Raw genomic sequence first — 15,545 nt, forward strand, 5'->3', positions numbered from 1 at the left:
GGTCTTTTGTTTCGTATGAAAATTTCGTTCAGTCGGGCGTATGAATAACTACGCCACTCTTTCACAAAATCTCCCTACAAAACAAAATCCTGCGCAATCATCACGCGAATTTACGAAACATCCAGGTTAAAATACTTAACCTGAAAAATACTCGTAAAGTTATCGAGAAGCCACGCCACCGAGAAGAGCCATGTCATCATCCCAAACTACTGCAAAAGATAAAGTTAAAATTCTGGCCGAGGCCTTGCCGTATATTCGGCGTTTTCACGGTAAAACGATTGTCGTTAAATATGGCGGTAATGCCATGATCGAGGAACATCTCAAACAAGGCTTCGCCCGCGATGTTGTGCTGCTGAAGCTAGTAGGGATGAATCCTGTAATCGTTCACGGTGGCGGGCCCCAGATCAACGATATGCTGAAGCGGGTGGGCAAGCAAGGCGCGTTTATCCAGGGAATGCGCGTGACCGATGCCGAAACGATGGATGTAGTGGAAATGGTGCTAGGACTGATCAATAAGGAAATCGTCAACCTTATAAACCAGCATGGAGGTCTTGCAGTTGGCTTGACCGGTAAAGATGGCAGCTTTATTCGCGCAAATAAAATGCTTATGCAGGATAGCGAGAAATCGGGCGCATGGCTCGATATCGGGCAGGTAGGGGAGATAGAAAGCATAAATCCTACTCTGATCGAGCTACTGGAAACACGCGATTTTATTCCGGTAATTGCGCCTGTAGGCGTGGGCAAAAATGGCGAATCCTACAATATCAATGCCGATCTGGTTGCGGGAGAGCTGGCTAGAGTTCTGAATGCAGAAAAACTGATACTGCTTACTAATACCCCCGGCGTGCTGGACAAGGATGGTAACCTGCTAACCGGGTTGACGGCGCAGAGAGTAGATGAATTATTTGCCGACGGGACTATCTCGGGAGGCATGATACCAAAAATTGGTTCTGCGCTGGACGCAGTAAAAAGTGGCGTTAAATCATGTCATATTATTGATGGGCGTGTCGAGCATGGATTGCTGCTTGAAGTGATGACGGATGAAGGCGTGGGAACGCTCATTAAGGCGAACTAGGCGGATTAGGCGAGCCCTTACCAGAGATCCACGGCAGGGTACGAATTCCATTCCAGCTCCATTGACCCAGATGGCGTTATCGCCACTAACGATATTTTCCGACTTATCTCGTGAATATTTACGCCTGAGCCGTCATGGCTTGACACAGGCTTAAAAAAATTTGAATTACAGAGTTATCGAATTGAGGAATACATGGCAGCCAAGCCCGGCGAAAAAAAAGATCAAATCCTGCAGGTTCTGGCGGGGATGCTGGAAGAGCCCCGTGCCGGGAAAATCACTACAGCGGCGCTGGCTGCCAACCTGCATGTTTCCGAGGCCGCACTTTATCGTCATTTCGCCAGTAAGGCCCAGATGTACGACGGCTTGATCGAGTTCATCGAGAAAACGTTATTCAGCCTTATCAATAAGTTGACAACGGAAGAGTCAAGTGGCGTTAAGCAAGTAGAAGGGATTTTAGCGCTACTGCTTGGTTTTGCGAAGAAGAACCCCGGTATGACAAGAGTCTTGATCGGCGATGCGCTGATAAATGAAAATGATCGCCTGCAAGCACGCATCAATCAATTGCACGACCGGTTGGAGGCGACGCTGAAACAGGCGCTGCGCTTCGCCGCCGGTGAGCGTGAAATCGCGTCCGATTCGGACATATCCGCCCAGGCAAACATGCTGATGTGCTACATTACAGGCCGTTGGCATCAATTTGCCAAAAGCGGCTTCAAGCGAGATCCGATGGAGTATTGGGAAGCGCAACGCCGGGCAATACTCTCAAGTAAGGCATTCAAGCATGCTGTTCCGGCCGATGATTGAAATGCTGCTGGCAGGCAGGGAACTGCGCTGCCGCGTGTACGCCGGGCTGAACCAGGGCAAAGCACGCAATGCGATAACCAGGGCTGCGTTCTCTACCACCGGCGTGATATCCGGAACCGCAGCTTCGAGGAAGGTTACAGTCCAGCTAGCAGGTCGTAACCATTTCATGCTAATCGCCGCCCCTGTCCGCTCTGTTGGCTGAAATAGGTGGCCCTACTTGTGAAAAATACAAGGATGGCACACGAAGATCGCTGTAGCCCAGTAATATGGAACGACCGAACGGGGGGAATAATAATCCCCAAGCCTAAGACCCGCTGAGAAAATATAAATATCGTCTTCCTCATATAGAAGCTTGTGAGATAGGGATGACTCGATGTACCGTGAGATCAGTGAGGATTTGTTAGGCGGCGCTCGATTGCGTGCCTATTCGGTCATAACTGGCTCAGTTGTATTGCATGCAGGCTCATCCGTACGGCATGCCATGCATGCCGGATCCTTATTGAGTTTGACTGAACGCCATTCCATCATCAAACCATCGAGCAGCAGGAGACGCCCATTCAGCGTTTCGCCGATATTCAGCAGGATTTTTAGCGCTTCCGCTGCTTGCACACTACCAATAATCCCTACCAGTGGCGCAAACACACCCATAATAGCGCAACGCATATCCTCGTTTTCACCGGTTTCAGGAAACAGGCATTGATAACAGGGGCTGTGCTTTTGACGTAGGTCGAATACGGCAACCTGTCCATCGAAGCGCACTGCCGCGCCCGATACAAGCGGTTTTTTACGAATGATACAGGCCTGGTTGATGGCAAGCCGGGTGGAAAAATTATCGCTCGCATCTACCACGACATCGGCATTCGTAACCACTTTCAACAATTTCTCCTCATCCATGCGCTCATTCAGCGCAATGACGTTGACTTCGGGATTGATTCCGGCAAGTGTCTTTTTGGCGGAATTTGTCTTGGCCGTGCCGATACGACCAGTGGTGTGAATGATTTGACGCTGGAGATTGGTCAGGTCGACTTCGTCACTGTCGCAAATGGTAAGTTTGCCGACACCACTTGCGGCGAGATACATCGCCACAGGCGAACCTAGCCCGCCTGCACCGACAATAAGTACATGTGACCGAATTAAAGCTTCCTGCCCTTGTATGCCAATTTGCGGCAATAGAATGTGGCGGCTGTAGCGCAGCAGTTGGTCGTCATTCATGGTCACAACGGCGAGCGGTTGTTGAGGCACTGGAGCAAGATCCATTGTTGCCGGGAGAGGGGACGGCAAAACGGCTTACAGGACGACAATATATGCCCATCGCCCGCTAGTATGGCGGCGGGATTATTGGGGATGTAATTCTCATGCGATGCGATGCACTGTGCTTATTGATGCTACTGCTCAGTGTAAGCACGTGTGCCATAGGCAGGACCGGCTGAGCTATAAAAATTGCCAGTAACGCCAGTAACCCGATCGACGGAGGAATTACCTATAGCTTTCTAACTCCTCCGCTTTGCTACAATCGCCGGTAGAATCAATTCGTTATTTTTGCCGAGTTCTTGTTCGCTGGGCTAGCTTTGAAATAATTCATCGCCTGGGTCAGCAACAGGTCGCCGCTGGAGCCGAATTCCGCTGGGGGCTCCTGTTTCTTGTTTTTGTCCTCTCCGTTCTCCGGTTTGAGTATCTTGGCCTCGGGCTTGGGTGCTAACTTTATCGCTTCTGTCGCAGGTTTGGCCTCTTGTGGTTTTCCATTGGACAGGTGGCGGTCCAGGTCGGCTTCGCGCAAACGCTCAAATTCATCTTTCGCGGATTCGTCGAGGATATCGGGTGTAATCCCCTTAGCCTGGATGGATTGTCCGTTAGGCGTGTAGTAACGCGCAGTGGTGAGCTTTATGGCCGTGTTGTTACCCAACGGCAGGATGGTTTGCACCGACCCTTTCCCGAATGTTTGCGTGCCCATCACGACGGACCGTTTGTGATCCTGAAGCGCGCCCGCGACAATCTCCGAAGCAGAGGCCGAGCCGCCATTTACCAGGGTAATCATTGGCACCGTCTTGATCGCCGCTGGTAGCCGCTTCAGATAGTCGCTTTTTGTATCGCGCAGGTAGAATTCAGGGCTGGCTTTGAGCTTCATCTTGGCATCTTCAGTACGGCCATCGGTATACACCACCAGCGAATTGGCCGGCAGGAAGGCGGCAGACACTGCTACGGCACCGTTCAGCAAGCCTCCGGGATCGTTGCGCAGATCCAGTACCAGCCCCTTCATCGGCACGGTACTCTCTTTGAACAATTTATCGATGGCCTTGGTCAGGTTTTCGCCCGTTTGTTCTTGAAACTGCGTGATGCGTATGTATGCATAACCCGGTTCAATCAGCTTCGACTTGACGCTCTGTATCTTGATGACTGCCCGTACCAGCGTGAACACCAGCGGTTTGGTCTCACCCTTCCGCAACACGGTGAGGGTTATCGAGGTGTTGGGTTTGCCCCGCATACGCTTGATGGCGTCGGTAAGCGAGAGGCCTTTGACTGCAGTATCGTCCAGCTTGATGATAAGGTCACCCGGTTTGATGCCTGCCCGAAACGCGGGCGTGTCTTCGATTGGCGAAATCACCTTGACGAATCCGTCTTCCATGCTGACTTCAATGCCCAGTCCCCCAAACTCACCCTGCGTACCGATTTGCAGTTCCTTGAAGGCATCCATGTCCAGATAGGCTGAATGTGGATCCAGGCCGGTCAGCATTCCGTTGATCGCCTCTGTGATAAGTTTTTTGTCTTCTACCGGCTCGACGTAATCGCTCTTGATGCGACCGAATACTTCAGTGAATGCGCGGAGTTCTTCGATTGGAAGAGGATGCAGCACCCCCTGGGTTTCCTTGTCGGCATTGGCAGAAAAATTGAGGCTCAGCATCACGCCGGTGATCACGCCGAAGATGACCAAGCCAAAGTGCCGCATCTTGTTACCCATTAAACGTTCTCCACATTTGTCCACGCAGTGTCGTTACTCATTTTATTCTGACCCAGTTCAAAGGGTCAAACGGTTTGCCTTGATGGCGCAATTCAAAGTATAAACCGGATTCGGGGTTACCACCGCTGTTTCCCACCGTAGCGATCGTATCCCCTCCGCGAACGGAATCCCCCACCTTTTTATGGACGGTTTCGTTATTACCGTAGAGGCTCATGTAGCTGCTGCCGTGATCTACAATCATCAGATTGCCGAATCCTCTCAGCCAGTCGGCAAATACGACGCGCCCACCGGCAATGGCTTTCACATCTCCACCCATAGCCGAACGAATGAATAACCCTTTCCATGTAATACCCCCATCAGCACGTGGACTACCGAAGCGGTTCGCAAGTTCCCCCAGTACCGGCAAACTCAAGCGGCCTTTCAACGACGAGAACGGGCTTCCATGGGTAGAAGCGTCGGGCAATCTCTCGTTGCTAAGGGAACCGGGGCCGCGCGAGGAGCTCCGTTTTTTCCGCGCGAGCATTTTAGCGATTTTGTCTACCAGCCGAGCCAGACGATCTTCGTCGCGCTTGAGCTTGCTGATTTCAAGCCGCTGCTGATCGGCCTGGAGCGAAATCTGTGCGAGCAGTTCTGCGCGCTCGGCTTTTTTTCTCTCAAGGTGTTTTTTATGCTCGGCCTGCTTAGCCTGGATCGCAGTTATTTCCGCAGTTTTTTCGCGGCTTTGGGTGGCGAGCGCATCAAGCCGTTGAAGATTTGCGCGGAGAGCATCTATTTCCTCCATGCGTGCGCGGGAGAGATAGCCGTAGTAATGCAGATCACGGGCAATTTCATTCGGGTCTTGCTGATTGAGCAAGAGGCCCAGATACTCTTTTTTACTACCTCCATCCAAATATTGCCGGTAAAGCAATTTGCCCAATTGCAACTGTTGCGCCTGGATATCCTCCGCGACCAGCCCGGACTGTGTTTTTAATTGGCTTAGCTTTCCATTGGCTTCATGTTGCTCCCGCGCAAGCGCTATCAACTTACGATTGGCGGCGTTGATAGCCTGCTCTGCTTCGCGCAGTGCACCAGCCGCTCCCGATTTCGACTCCTCCGTATCCGCCAGTTCTTCCTGTAAGCTTTCAATTCGACTGCGCAGTTGCTTCAGCTCTTCCTTTTCAACCTTGGGAGCTGCATGAAGCGAATGCGGCAGTATCAGTGCCCCAGCCAGAATAAGCTTGCAAATCACACTCAACCATATATTGATATCGCGCAGGAATGAAATTTTCAAACGTATCTTTACCGAAGAAGCCGTACGCCACGGGCGCGATACAGATTCACCTGGGGAAACTGTCAAGCTACGATGAAGACTATCGTACGTACAAATGAAACGGATGAGTAGAACTCATGGCTAAGGTGATATTTTCCCCTGATTTGCTACAACCTGCATCGCTTGCTCGATCTCTGCCTGATCGCCGAGATAGTAACTTCGAATAGGTTTCAGATCTTCCTCAAGTTCGTACACAAGCGGAACTCCTGTAGGGATATTGAGTTGCATGACATCTTGCTCGGAAAGATTGTCGAGATACATCACCAGCGCTCGTAGCGAATTGCCGTGAGCAGCGATGAGTATGCGCTGACCGTTTTTGACCTGGGGTGCGATGGTTTCGTTCCAGTAGGGGAGAAACCTTGCAACGGTATCCTGCAGGCATTCTGTCAGCGGAATATCTTCTCTCTTTAAATTACGATAGCGGGGATCGAAGCCGGGATAGCGTTCATCCTCCGGGCTGAGCGCGGGTGGTCGAACGTTATAGCTGCGCCGCCAGATCTGCACCTGCTCTTCGCCATACTTGAGTGCTGTCTCAAGCTTGTTCAAGCCTTGCAGCGCACCGTAGTGGCGCTCGTTCAATCGCCACGTCAAGTTAACAGGAATCCACATCTGATCCAGTTCGTCCAGCACGATCCATAAGGTGCGAATCGAACGCTTCAATACTGAAGTATATGCAATATCGAACGTAAACCCGCATTCCCGCAGCAAGCGCCCGGAATTTTGCGCTTCTTCCACACCTTTTGGAGATAAATCCACATCGGTCCAGCCAGTGAACCGGTTCTCCTTGTTCCACGTGCTTTCTCCATGCCGCAGGAGGATGAGTTTTTTCATATTGTTTATAGAAAGGATGAGATTTTCCGCAAAGCGGTTTGAAATGCTATAGTATTTTAATGTATTTCGGGCACGGCCGCAGCATGGGAGAGAGGTTCAAGCCTGAATGCCCTGAATACCAGAGGGTTCCCAAGACGAAACGAACTGATTTTTGCCGCCCGGCGCCACATTTGCCAATACATGGCGCCCATAACATGGCGCCCATAACCTGGTGGTCCAGTCGGACTCTGCGCCGACCAGTCATGGGAATGTGTACTTCTTTATCCGCGGAACAAGAGAATTCCTCAATGTTCCCGTCTCTGATAAAATCCACGGTCAAGTATATCAAGGAGTATGGACGTGTCATTCTTGCAAAACAATATAGCGCTTATCGTGGCTGCTCTGGCCAGCGGTGGCATGCTGTTGTGGCCGATGCTGACGCGCCGCTCCGGCGGCGAGGTGGACACACTGGTAGCGGTTCAAATGATCAATTACAAGGACGGGTTGGCGCTGGACGTGCGCGAAGGTAGTGAATACGAAGCGGGCCATTTACCCAATGCAAAGCATATCCCTGCGGATAAGCTTGAGCAACGGCTCTCCGAGCTTGAAAAATTCAAGGACAAGCCGATTGTATTAATACATCGCACCGGAACGAATTCGTCGGGCAAATCTCGTTCTATCTTGCGCAGCAATGGTTTTACGCACGTATATAACCTTGCAGGCGGCATCGATGCGTGGCGGCAGGCAAACTTGCCGATAGTAAAAAAATAAAGGGGTGCCGATGACGAGGGTAGTCATGTATTCCACGGCTTTCTGCCCGTACTGCATAATGGCGGAGCGAATGTTGCGTGCCCGAGGGGTGACGGAAATAGAAAAAATTCGTATAGATCAGGACCCCGCACGGCGTGCCGAGATGATGGAAAAAACGGGACGCCGCACCGTCCCGCAAATTTACATAGGCGACACTCATGTGGGTGGCTACGATGACCTCGCAAAGCTTGACCGCACCGATGGACTGGTAAAGCTCCTTGCAATCTGATTGGCGTTGCGATAGAAAAAATAAAGTGAGCTTAGCCTTGGTAAAGCGAACATTGAGCCGATGCCAGCTCAAGATTCCAGAATCTGTATCCCTACGGCGAGCATGCTTTACGCTAACACGATATTTTCGATTACTCTTTCTTGATTATCCTTTTGATTATCCTATGGGCCCCATATGAGCGACCAGCAGCAGCCGGTTTTCAGCATTGAAAAAATCTACGTTCGGGATTTGTCCCTTGAGATACCTAATGCGCCACGAATTTTTCTTGATCGCGAAACGCCCGAGGTCAACATTCAGTTGCATACCAAGAGTGAGCGCATTGATGAAGGCATGTATGAAGTATTGCTGACGATAACCGCCACCGCGAAAGTCAAGGAAAAGACGATGTTTCTGGTAGAGGTGCAGCAAGCGGGCATTTTTCAGATTCGCCATGTGCCTGAAGCTGAAATGGACGCCGTGCTGGGCATTGCGTGCCCTAATATTCTTTTCCCTTACTTGCGTGAAGTGGTTTCCGATATTGTTACCCGTGCCGGATTTCACGCCGTGATTCTAAGCCCTGTCAATTTTGAAGCGCTTTACTATCAAGGTAAACAGCAAGCCGAGCAGAATTCAGCAACGGCAGAGAAGGTGGAAAAAACGGAAGAAACACAAAAAATAACGCATTAGATATGAAATATCCGTGGGCCGGATTATTGAGAATGGTCCTGCTGAAGCGGGCTCTGACGCAATTGTGGATTGTGGTGCTGACGTTTCCGGCGCCTGCCATTGCGGCGCTGGAGTTTTTCTCGATAAACGATGATGCCGTCATTATGTACGACGCGCCATCACTCAAGGCCGTTAAGCTATATGCCGCAAGTCGTGATCTACCGGTAGAGGCCGTGGTGAAAGTCGAAGGCTGGGTCAAGATTCGCGATAGCGAAGGTACCCTGGCCTGGGTAGAAGCAAAAGCATTGAGCGAAAAACGCCATGTCATCGTTACTGCCCCTCTCGCAGAGGTGTATCAGGCTGAGAATACAAGTTCGCCGCTTGTATTCCAGGCGCAGCAAGGCGTCATCATGGAATGGCTCGAGTCAGCAGCCAATGGTTGGGTCAGAGTGCGCCATCGCGATGGTCAAAGCGGTTACGTCAGAGCAAACCAGGTCTGGGGTTCATGAGAATAACCGTTTTGGGCGCGGGCGCCTGGGGAACTTCCCTGGCGATCAGTCTCAGTGCGAATTCCAACTCCGCTCACCAAGTCACTTTATGGTCCAGGGATCCGCAGCATGTTGCCGAGCTTGTTTCCGAGCGTGTCAACAAGCGTTATTTCCCCGCTTTTCCCTTGCCCGACTCTCTGCGGTTGACGTCAGCTCTCGATGTGGCTGTTGAAGCGGCGGAACTCGCTCTGATCGTTGTTCCGGTTTCAGGGTTGCGCGCGACATTACGTGGAATTGTTGCCTGCGGAAAACCCGTACCGATCATATGGGGATGCAAGGGATTCGAGGCAGGATCCGCGAAGCTTCCTCATCAGGTTGCGGAGGAAGAATACGATGGGATGGCGCCTTGCGGCGTTTTGTCGGGCCCCAGTTTCGCGCAGGAAGTCGCGCAGAACCTTCCTGCCGCCTTGACTCTGGCATCTCATGATGTAGACTTTTCACGGAGGGTTGCGGCCCAATTGCATACCGCGAGATTGCGCGTTTATTCATGCAGCGATATCGTTGGCGTGGAAACGGGTGGGGCAGTCAAGAACGTGATATCGATTGCCACAGGAATCTGCGACGGCCTCGCACTTGGCTACAATGCCCGAGCGGCGTTGATTACGCGAGGTCTGGCCGAGATTGCCCGTCTGGGCCTCAAACTCGGCGGGTGTATGGAAACGTTCATGGGATTGACCGGCCTGGGCGATTTGATACTGACCTGCACCGGTGATCTGTCACGCAACCGGCGAGTGGGACTCGCGCTTGCAGCAGGGCGTCCGTTGCCGGCAATACTGCGGGAATTAGGACATACCGCCGAGGGAGTTCATACAGCGGGGGAAGTATTGCGGCTGAGCCAGGAGTTGAAAATCGAAATGCCGATCACCAGAGCGGTATGCAGCATACTTCATGATGGGGTGCCGGCACGAGAAGCAGTGGAAGCGCTGCTTAACCGCGAGCCGAAGACCGAAAATTATTGAACCGCTGGAGGGTGGGTAGAAGCCCTTCTTGACCCAGGTTTTATTTGGCTTTCCCGAAGCCCATCTGGCGCCAGGCTTCATAAACGACCACCGCAACCGTATTGGACAAATTGAGGCTGCGGCTACCGGACACCATGGGCACGCGGATGCGGCGTTGCTCGGGAAAACTTTCCAATATCTCAGCCGGCAGTCCCCGGCTCTCCGCGCCGAAAAGAAATGCATCTCCGCTCTCGAATGAAGCCAGGTCATAGCGATGTTTTCCCTTCGTAGAGGCAGCAAAAACGCGGCGACCCTCTAGTTGCTCCGCGCACGCTTTCCAGCTTGCATGAACCGTCATGCTGGCAAACTCGTGATAGTCCAGCCCGGCGCGCAGTAACTGCTTATCTTCCAGAGTAAAGCCCAGGGGCTGGATGAGATGCAGCTTCGAACCTGTATTGGCGCACAGCCGGATAATGTTGCCGGTATTGGGCGGGATTTCAGGCTGGTACAGGATTACGTCGATCATTCGGGTTCGGGAATCATGGAAATTTATCATGGCTGGAAAGCGTTCTTGCTATCACCCATCCACTCACATGTGCAGCCCTGCTTTTACGCAGTGCCTTCGCCAGTTCATTCAATGTCGCACCGGTAGTCATAACATCGTCCAGCATGGCAACGTGCTTGCCTCGGAGATCCGCCTCGCATGCGAATGCGTTACGAATATTTTTCTCGCGTTCTTTCCATGGCAGCCCGGTTTGGGAGGGCGTATCCTTGATGCGACGGCAGATATCCGGCAGTAACGCGACACCGGATTTTCTCGATACGCGCCGGGCAATTTCGAGTGCCTGATTAAAGCCTCTTTCGCGCAGTCTGGCGGGATGCAGCGGCATCGGTACGATGAAGTCCGGTAGTGCATCGGGATCAATCCGCGCTATCAGCAAATCTGCCAGCACCGAGGCCATGGCAAGGTTCGCCTGATATTTTAGCGAGTGTAGCAGCGCATCCACCGGGAAGGCATAACTCATCGCTGCCACGCTATGATCGAATGCCGGCGGCTTTGCAAGGCAAGCACCGCAGATACGAGATTCCGCCAAGGGTAATGCACACACGGCACACTGATGGGGTGGCGAATGAGGCAAACTGTCCCGGCAAGATGCACAAAAGTCGCCAGTGGCGCTGGCGCCACAGAGCAGGCAGTTATTTTTGAATAACGCCTGCATAATATTTAATCTGTTGTCCAAAAATTTCTATTAAAAAATTGACAAGAAAAGCGCAATCCATAATGATACAGGTCATTCTGAATGATGGGATTGGTTTGGCGCTTCCCCCGCGCTTCCGCTCCTTCGTTCATTGTAGCGTAGGCGAGTCGGACAAACGCTTACGAAAATATAACGTGATAAGGATGTGGTATGAGCCAGCTTACTTCCAACGTAATCTTTAATCTGGAACGATGTCCGGATAACACTGGGGGCAAATTCGCTGACGAGCTTACCGGCACGGCAGCTGAATCAACGCGATGGGATATTGCCCGGATCGAGGCATTACTGGATTTACCTTTCAACGATTTGATTCACCGAGCCCAGTTGGTTCATCGCCAACATCACGATGCCAACGCAGTGCAACTCTCGACATTGATTTCGGTCAAGACCGGTGGCTGTCCCGAAGACTGCGGTTATTGCCCTCAGGCAGCGCGCTATCACACGGATGTCAAGAATCAGGAAATGTTGGGTCTTGACGAGGTGGTGGCAACAGCGACGGCGGCGAAGGCACAGGGGGCCTCCCGCTTTTGCATGGGTGCCGCATGGCGCGGGCCCAAGCAGCGAGACATCGAGAAAATGACGCAAATGGTTAGCGCTGTCAAAGCGCTGGGGCTCGAAACCTGTGCCACGCTTGGCATGCTGAAGCCGGGGCAGGCAGAGCAGCTCAGGCAAGCCGGACTGGATTACTATAACCATAATCTCGACACGGCTCCAGAATTTTATGGGGAAGTCATCACGACCCGTCATTACGAGGATAGGCTGGACACTTTGCAAAAAGTGCGCCGTGCGGGCATAAATGTATGCTGTGGCGGCATTGTCGGCATGGGCGAGTCGCGTCATGCCCGCGCTGGTCTGTTAGCTCAACTGGCCAACCTCGATCCTTACCCGGAATCCGTTCCCATCAATCATCTGGTGCAAGTGGAAGGTACACCGCTTCATGGTACCGCGGCCCTCGATCCCCTGGAATTTGTACGTACCATCGCGGCTGCGCGTATTACCATGCCTACCGCAATGGTAAGGTTATCCGCCGGTAGGCAGGAGATGTCGGATGCCGTGCAGGCGCTATGTTTTCTTGCCGGCGCCAACTCGATTTTCTATGGCGACAAATTACTCACTACCGGCAACCCGGAAGCCGAACGCGACAAGGCGTTATTTGACAAATTGGGGTTGAGCGCGATATAGGTTCCTCAACCCTAAAATAGCAGATCTCCTGCCGCTTAGCTGCGAAGCCTCCCAGATGCGCAACAACCTCGCTGAACACCTGCGCGAACAACTACGCGGCCGGGAGAGGGAAAAGCTGTACCGTCGCCGCCTGACGCTGGAGGGCCCGCAAAACACGCACGTCTGTGTGGAAGGACGAGAATATCTCTCGTTTTGCAGCAATGATTACCTCGGCCTCGCCAATCATCCACAGTTGATTGCAGCGGTCTGCGAAGGAGCCCGGAAATATGGGGTCGGCGCAGGCGCTTCCCACCTGATCAGTGGGCATTTCTCGGCACACCATGCGCTGGAGGAAGCGCTGGCGCACTTCACCGGCTTTTCCCGGGCATTACTATTTTCCACTGGATATATGGCTAATGCAGGGGTGATCACAGCATTGGCGGGGCGTGGCGATACGATATTTGCCGACAAGCTCAATCACGCTTCGCTCAACGATGCCGCACTGCTTTCTCGCGCGAAGTTTATCCGCTACCCGCACCTTGATCTGGCTGTGCTGGAACGCCAACTCGCTGCATCTCAGGCGAAACATAAACTTGTGTTGACCGATGCGGTGTTCAGCATGGATGGAGATATTGCCCCGATGGCCAATCTGTTGGCGTTGTGCGAAAAATACAATGCCTGGCTGTTGCTCGACGATGCGCATGGGTTTGGCGTGCTTGGCCCGCAGGGGAGGGGAGTGTCGGCACACTTCAATATCCGTTCGCCGCGCATTATCTATATGGCGACTCTCGGCAAGGCGGCAGGTGTATTCGGCGCTTTCGTCGCCGCAGAAGCGGAGGTTATCGAAACCCTGGTTCAGTATGCGCGAAGCTACATCTATACCACGGCGGCTCCCCCGTTATTGTCCCACGCCTTGCTCACGAGCCTGGAGTTGATCGAGCGAGAAGAGTGGCGGCGCGAGAACCTCGTGCAACTTACCGCAGCGCTTAAACGAGAAATGCAATCGTTGCGCTGGAAACTATTGCCGTCGGATACTGCCATCCAGCCCCTGCTCATCGGCGAAAGCGAAAAGGCCTCGCAAATCAGCGCGGCGCTACGTGCGTACGGAATCCTGGTTCCGGCAATTCGTCCGCCTACCGTTCCGCAAGGCGCGGCCCGGCTGCGGATCTCATTGTCCGCTACACATGGAATGGAAGACGTTGCACGGCTGGGGAAAGCGCTAAGAGAACTGGATAGCAACTCGTGAAGCGTCGAATAATGATTCCCGATGGTCGGGGGTTCCGTGGTCAATGAACCTTCATATTGAATCGATCGGATCGGGTCCCGATATTGTTCTGCTGCACGGATGGGCCATGCACAGCGGTATGTGGCGGGACGTATCCGATCATCTGGCCCAGCATTTCCGGCTGCATCTGGTAGATTTGCCGGGGCACGGCTTCAGCCGGAACTCCAGTCCGGCTCATGCACCGGGTTCGCAAAGTGCTACGCTTGAAGGCATGGCTGAGATGCTCGCGGATGTTTTGCCCGCAAGCTTTATTGTTTGCGGATGGTCGCTGGGCGGACAGGTAGCCATCGAACTTGCATTGCGAGAACCATTACGTGTCAGAAAACTGGCGTTGATTTCCACCACTCCCTGCTTTGTCAGACATAGCGACTGGCAATGGGGAATGGAGGCCGCCACGTTGCAATTATTCACGGAAAATTTGAAACGGGATTATTCCGTTACCATGAAAAGATTCCTGACGTTGCAGATAAGTGGCGGCGGCAGCGGCACAGCCTCAGCATTGGTGCAGTTGCGCGAGAGCCTGTTCGAACGCAGTAAACCGGATGATGCCGCGTTGGAGGCGGGATTACAGATTCTGTTATCGAGCGATTTGCGTGACAAAATCAGAAATATCAGGCAGCCGGTTTTACTTTTTCAGGGTGAGAATGATGTCATTACGCATCCTGATGCAGCAAGATGGATGAACCAGCAACTGAAAAATTCGGAGCTGATCATGCTGCCAGGCTGCGGCCATGCCCCGTTCTTATCTTATCCCGATCGATTTGTGACCGCCATGCTTCGGCTGGCTCATCCGCTAACGTATGGGCATTGAAAACCAAGTGAACTACGACCATACCATCGATAAGCGCCAGATGCGCAACGCTTTTGGACGGGCAGCTCCGCATTACGACCAGGCGGCGGTGTTGCAGCGCGAAATTTGCCATCGTATGCTGGCGCGTCTCGAATACATTAAATACAAACCGGATGTCATCCTCGATGCCGGCAGCGGCACGGGTTACGGCACACGCGAATTACTCATGCGCTATCCGGCGGCCCGCCTGTTGGCGATCGACATTGCCCCGGCAATGCATTTGCAGGCCCGGCCTGCGATACCCTGGTGGCGGCAATTATTGAAGTCTGTTGGAGACAAGCGTGGGCATCATGCCAACTATATCGTGGGCGACATAGAACAGATACCGTTGGCGGATTCGTGTGCGGGTCTTGTTTGGTCCAACTTGGCGCTGCAATGGTGCAATGACCTCAAGCAGACATTTGCCGAGGTACGTCGAGTCCTGCAAACCGGCGGTTTATTCATGTTCAGCACCTTTGGTCCAGATACGTTGAAAGAGTTGCGCCAGGCATTCCGCCACATGGATGACTACAATCATGTCAATCGCTTCACGGACATGCACGATATCGGCGACATGCTGGTACATAACGGTTTCGCTACGCCTGTCATGGATATGGAATATATTACGTTGACCTATGATGACGTGATCGGCGTAATGCGCGATCTCAAAGCCATCGGCGCCCATAATGTCACCCAGGGAAGGCGGAGGGGGTTAACCGGGAAAAACGCGTGGCAAAAAGCGATAAGCCAGTACGAGATTTTGCGGAAAGAAGGAAAATTACCCGCGACCTTTGAAGTAGTTTATGGCCATGCCTGGAAACCCCAGCCGCGAACAACCATCGTTACACCTGAGCTCAGACGGCAACTCGGCCTTGCCTGAGCGGCGA

General features: G+C 52.8%; 17 protein-coding genes. 11 read left to right on the plus strand and 6 right to left on the minus strand.

Translation table 11 applies throughout. From position 1 onward, the window contains the following. Positions 1–190 precede the first annotated feature (190 nt). Together argB and slmA are read left to right on the plus strand one after the other, a co-directional pair. Positions 191–1,075 carry an acetylglutamate kinase gene (argB, locus tag BUA28_RS03205; protein ID WP_072766711.1) on the plus strand — a complete coding sequence of 295 codons (885 nt, stop codon included), beginning with the start codon at positions 191–193 and terminating at the stop codon, positions 1,073–1,075. Between the two features lie 192 nt (positions 1,076–1,267). Continuing rightward, on the plus strand, positions 1,268–1,879 hold the full coding sequence (slmA, locus tag BUA28_RS03210) for a nucleoid occlusion factor SlmA (RefSeq protein WP_072766712.1): 612 nt from the start codon (positions 1,268–1,270) through the stop codon (positions 1,877–1,879). A gap of 423 nt (positions 1,880–2,302) precedes the next feature. Here the strand turns inward: slmA and BUA28_RS03220 are convergent, their stop codons facing one another. The 4 genes from BUA28_RS03220 to gpmA form a co-directional block, all read right to left on the minus strand. Continuing rightward, positions 2,303–3,091 (minus strand): HesA/MoeB/ThiF family protein, encoded by a 789-nt coding sequence (locus tag BUA28_RS03220; protein WP_072767049.1) that lies wholly within the window; start codon positions 3,089–3,091, stop codon positions 2,303–2,305. A gap of 313 nt (positions 3,092–3,404) precedes the next feature. Continuing rightward, positions 3,405–4,835 carry a S41 family peptidase gene (locus BUA28_RS03225; protein WP_072766714.1) on the minus strand — a complete coding sequence of 477 codons (1,431 nt, stop codon included), beginning with the start codon at positions 4,833–4,835 and terminating at the stop codon, positions 3,405–3,407. Positions 4,836–4,872: 37 nt separating this feature from the next. After that, positions 4,873–6,105, minus strand: coding sequence for a murein hydrolase activator EnvC family protein (locus BUA28_RS03230; protein ID WP_256325394.1), 1,233 nt, complete (start codon positions 6,103–6,105; stop codon positions 4,873–4,875). 120 nt (positions 6,106–6,225) lie between these two features. Then, on the minus strand, positions 6,226–6,975 hold the full coding sequence (gpmA, locus tag BUA28_RS03235) for a 2,3-diphosphoglycerate-dependent phosphoglycerate mutase (protein WP_072766715.1): 750 nt from the start codon (positions 6,973–6,975) through the stop codon (positions 6,226–6,228). A gap of 333 nt (positions 6,976–7,308) precedes the next feature. On the opposite strand from gpmA, the gene BUA28_RS03240 reads away from it, so the two are divergent. The 5 genes from BUA28_RS03240 (at position 7,309) to BUA28_RS03260 (ending at position 10,145) form a co-directional block, all read left to right on the plus strand. Then, entirely contained in the window at positions 7,309–7,725 is a 417-nt protein-coding gene (locus tag BUA28_RS03240; RefSeq protein WP_072766716.1) for a rhodanese-like domain-containing protein, read from the plus strand. Positions 7,726–7,735: 10 nt separating this feature from the next. Next, on the plus strand, positions 7,736–7,993 hold the full coding sequence (gene grxC / locus BUA28_RS03245; protein WP_072766717.1) for a glutaredoxin 3: 258 nt from the start codon (positions 7,736–7,738) through the stop codon (positions 7,991–7,993). Positions 7,994–8,167: 174 nt separating this feature from the next. Beyond that, the gene (gene secB, locus BUA28_RS03250) at positions 8,168–8,659 is read left to right on the plus strand and encodes a protein-export chaperone SecB (RefSeq protein ID WP_072766718.1); all 492 of its coding nucleotides are present in this window, start codon (positions 8,168–8,170) and stop codon (positions 8,657–8,659) included. 2 nt (positions 8,660–8,661) lie between these two features. Next, on the plus strand, positions 8,662–9,147 hold the full coding sequence (locus BUA28_RS03255; protein WP_072766719.1) for an SH3 domain-containing protein: 486 nt from the start codon (positions 8,662–8,664) through the stop codon (positions 9,145–9,147). Beyond that, complete coding sequence (locus BUA28_RS03260) at positions 9,144–10,145, plus strand: NAD(P)H-dependent glycerol-3-phosphate dehydrogenase (protein WP_072766720.1); 1,002 nt, start codon at positions 9,144–9,146, stop codon at positions 10,143–10,145. The genes BUA28_RS03255 and BUA28_RS03260 overlap by 4 nt, the downstream gene beginning before the upstream one ends. 40 nt (positions 10,146–10,185) lie before the next feature. Here the strand turns inward: BUA28_RS03260 and trmL are convergent, their stop codons facing one another. Together trmL and BUA28_RS03270 are read right to left on the minus strand one after the other, a co-directional pair. Continuing rightward, a complete protein-coding gene (gene trmL / locus BUA28_RS03265; RefSeq protein ID WP_072766721.1) occupies positions 10,186–10,650 on the minus strand; it encodes a tRNA (uridine(34)/cytosine(34)/5-carboxymethylaminomethyluridine(34)-2'-O)-methyltransferase TrmL in 465 nt (154 codons plus the stop codon). 13 nt (positions 10,651–10,663) lie between these two features. Beyond that, positions 10,664–11,344 (minus strand): ComF family protein, encoded by a 681-nt coding sequence (locus BUA28_RS03270; protein WP_072766722.1) that lies wholly within the window; start codon positions 11,342–11,344, stop codon positions 10,664–10,666. A 189-nt stretch (positions 11,345–11,533) separates the two neighbouring features. Here BUA28_RS03270 and bioB point away from each other — a divergent pair, with 189 nt between their 5' ends. The 4 genes from bioB to bioC are packed head-to-tail and all read left to right on the plus strand — an operon-like array spanning position 11,534 to position 15,538. Continuing rightward, positions 11,534–12,565, plus strand: coding sequence for a biotin synthase BioB (gene bioB, locus BUA28_RS03275; protein WP_072766723.1), 1,032 nt, complete (start codon positions 11,534–11,536; stop codon positions 12,563–12,565). Positions 12,566–12,620: 55 nt separating this feature from the next. Next, on the plus strand, positions 12,621–13,790 hold the full coding sequence (bioF, locus tag BUA28_RS03280) for an 8-amino-7-oxononanoate synthase (RefSeq protein WP_072766724.1): 1,170 nt from the start codon (positions 12,621–12,623) through the stop codon (positions 13,788–13,790). A 43-nt stretch (positions 13,791–13,833) separates the two neighbouring features. Further along, positions 13,834–14,640: a pimeloyl-ACP methyl ester esterase BioH gene (gene bioH, locus BUA28_RS03285; RefSeq protein ID WP_072766725.1), complete on the plus strand. Its 807-nt coding sequence runs from the start codon at positions 13,834–13,836 to the stop codon at positions 14,638–14,640. A 7-nt stretch (positions 14,641–14,647) separates the two neighbouring features. After that, a complete protein-coding gene (gene bioC / locus BUA28_RS03290; RefSeq protein WP_083569880.1) occupies positions 14,648–15,538 on the plus strand; it encodes a malonyl-ACP O-methyltransferase BioC in 891 nt (296 codons plus the stop codon). Positions 15,539–15,545 lie beyond the last annotated feature (7 nt).

Origin of the sequence: Nitrosospira sp. Nsp11, assembly GCF_900142705.1 — a bacterium.
Taxonomy (GTDB): domain Bacteria; phylum Pseudomonadota; class Gammaproteobacteria; order Burkholderiales; family Nitrosomonadaceae; genus Nitrosospira.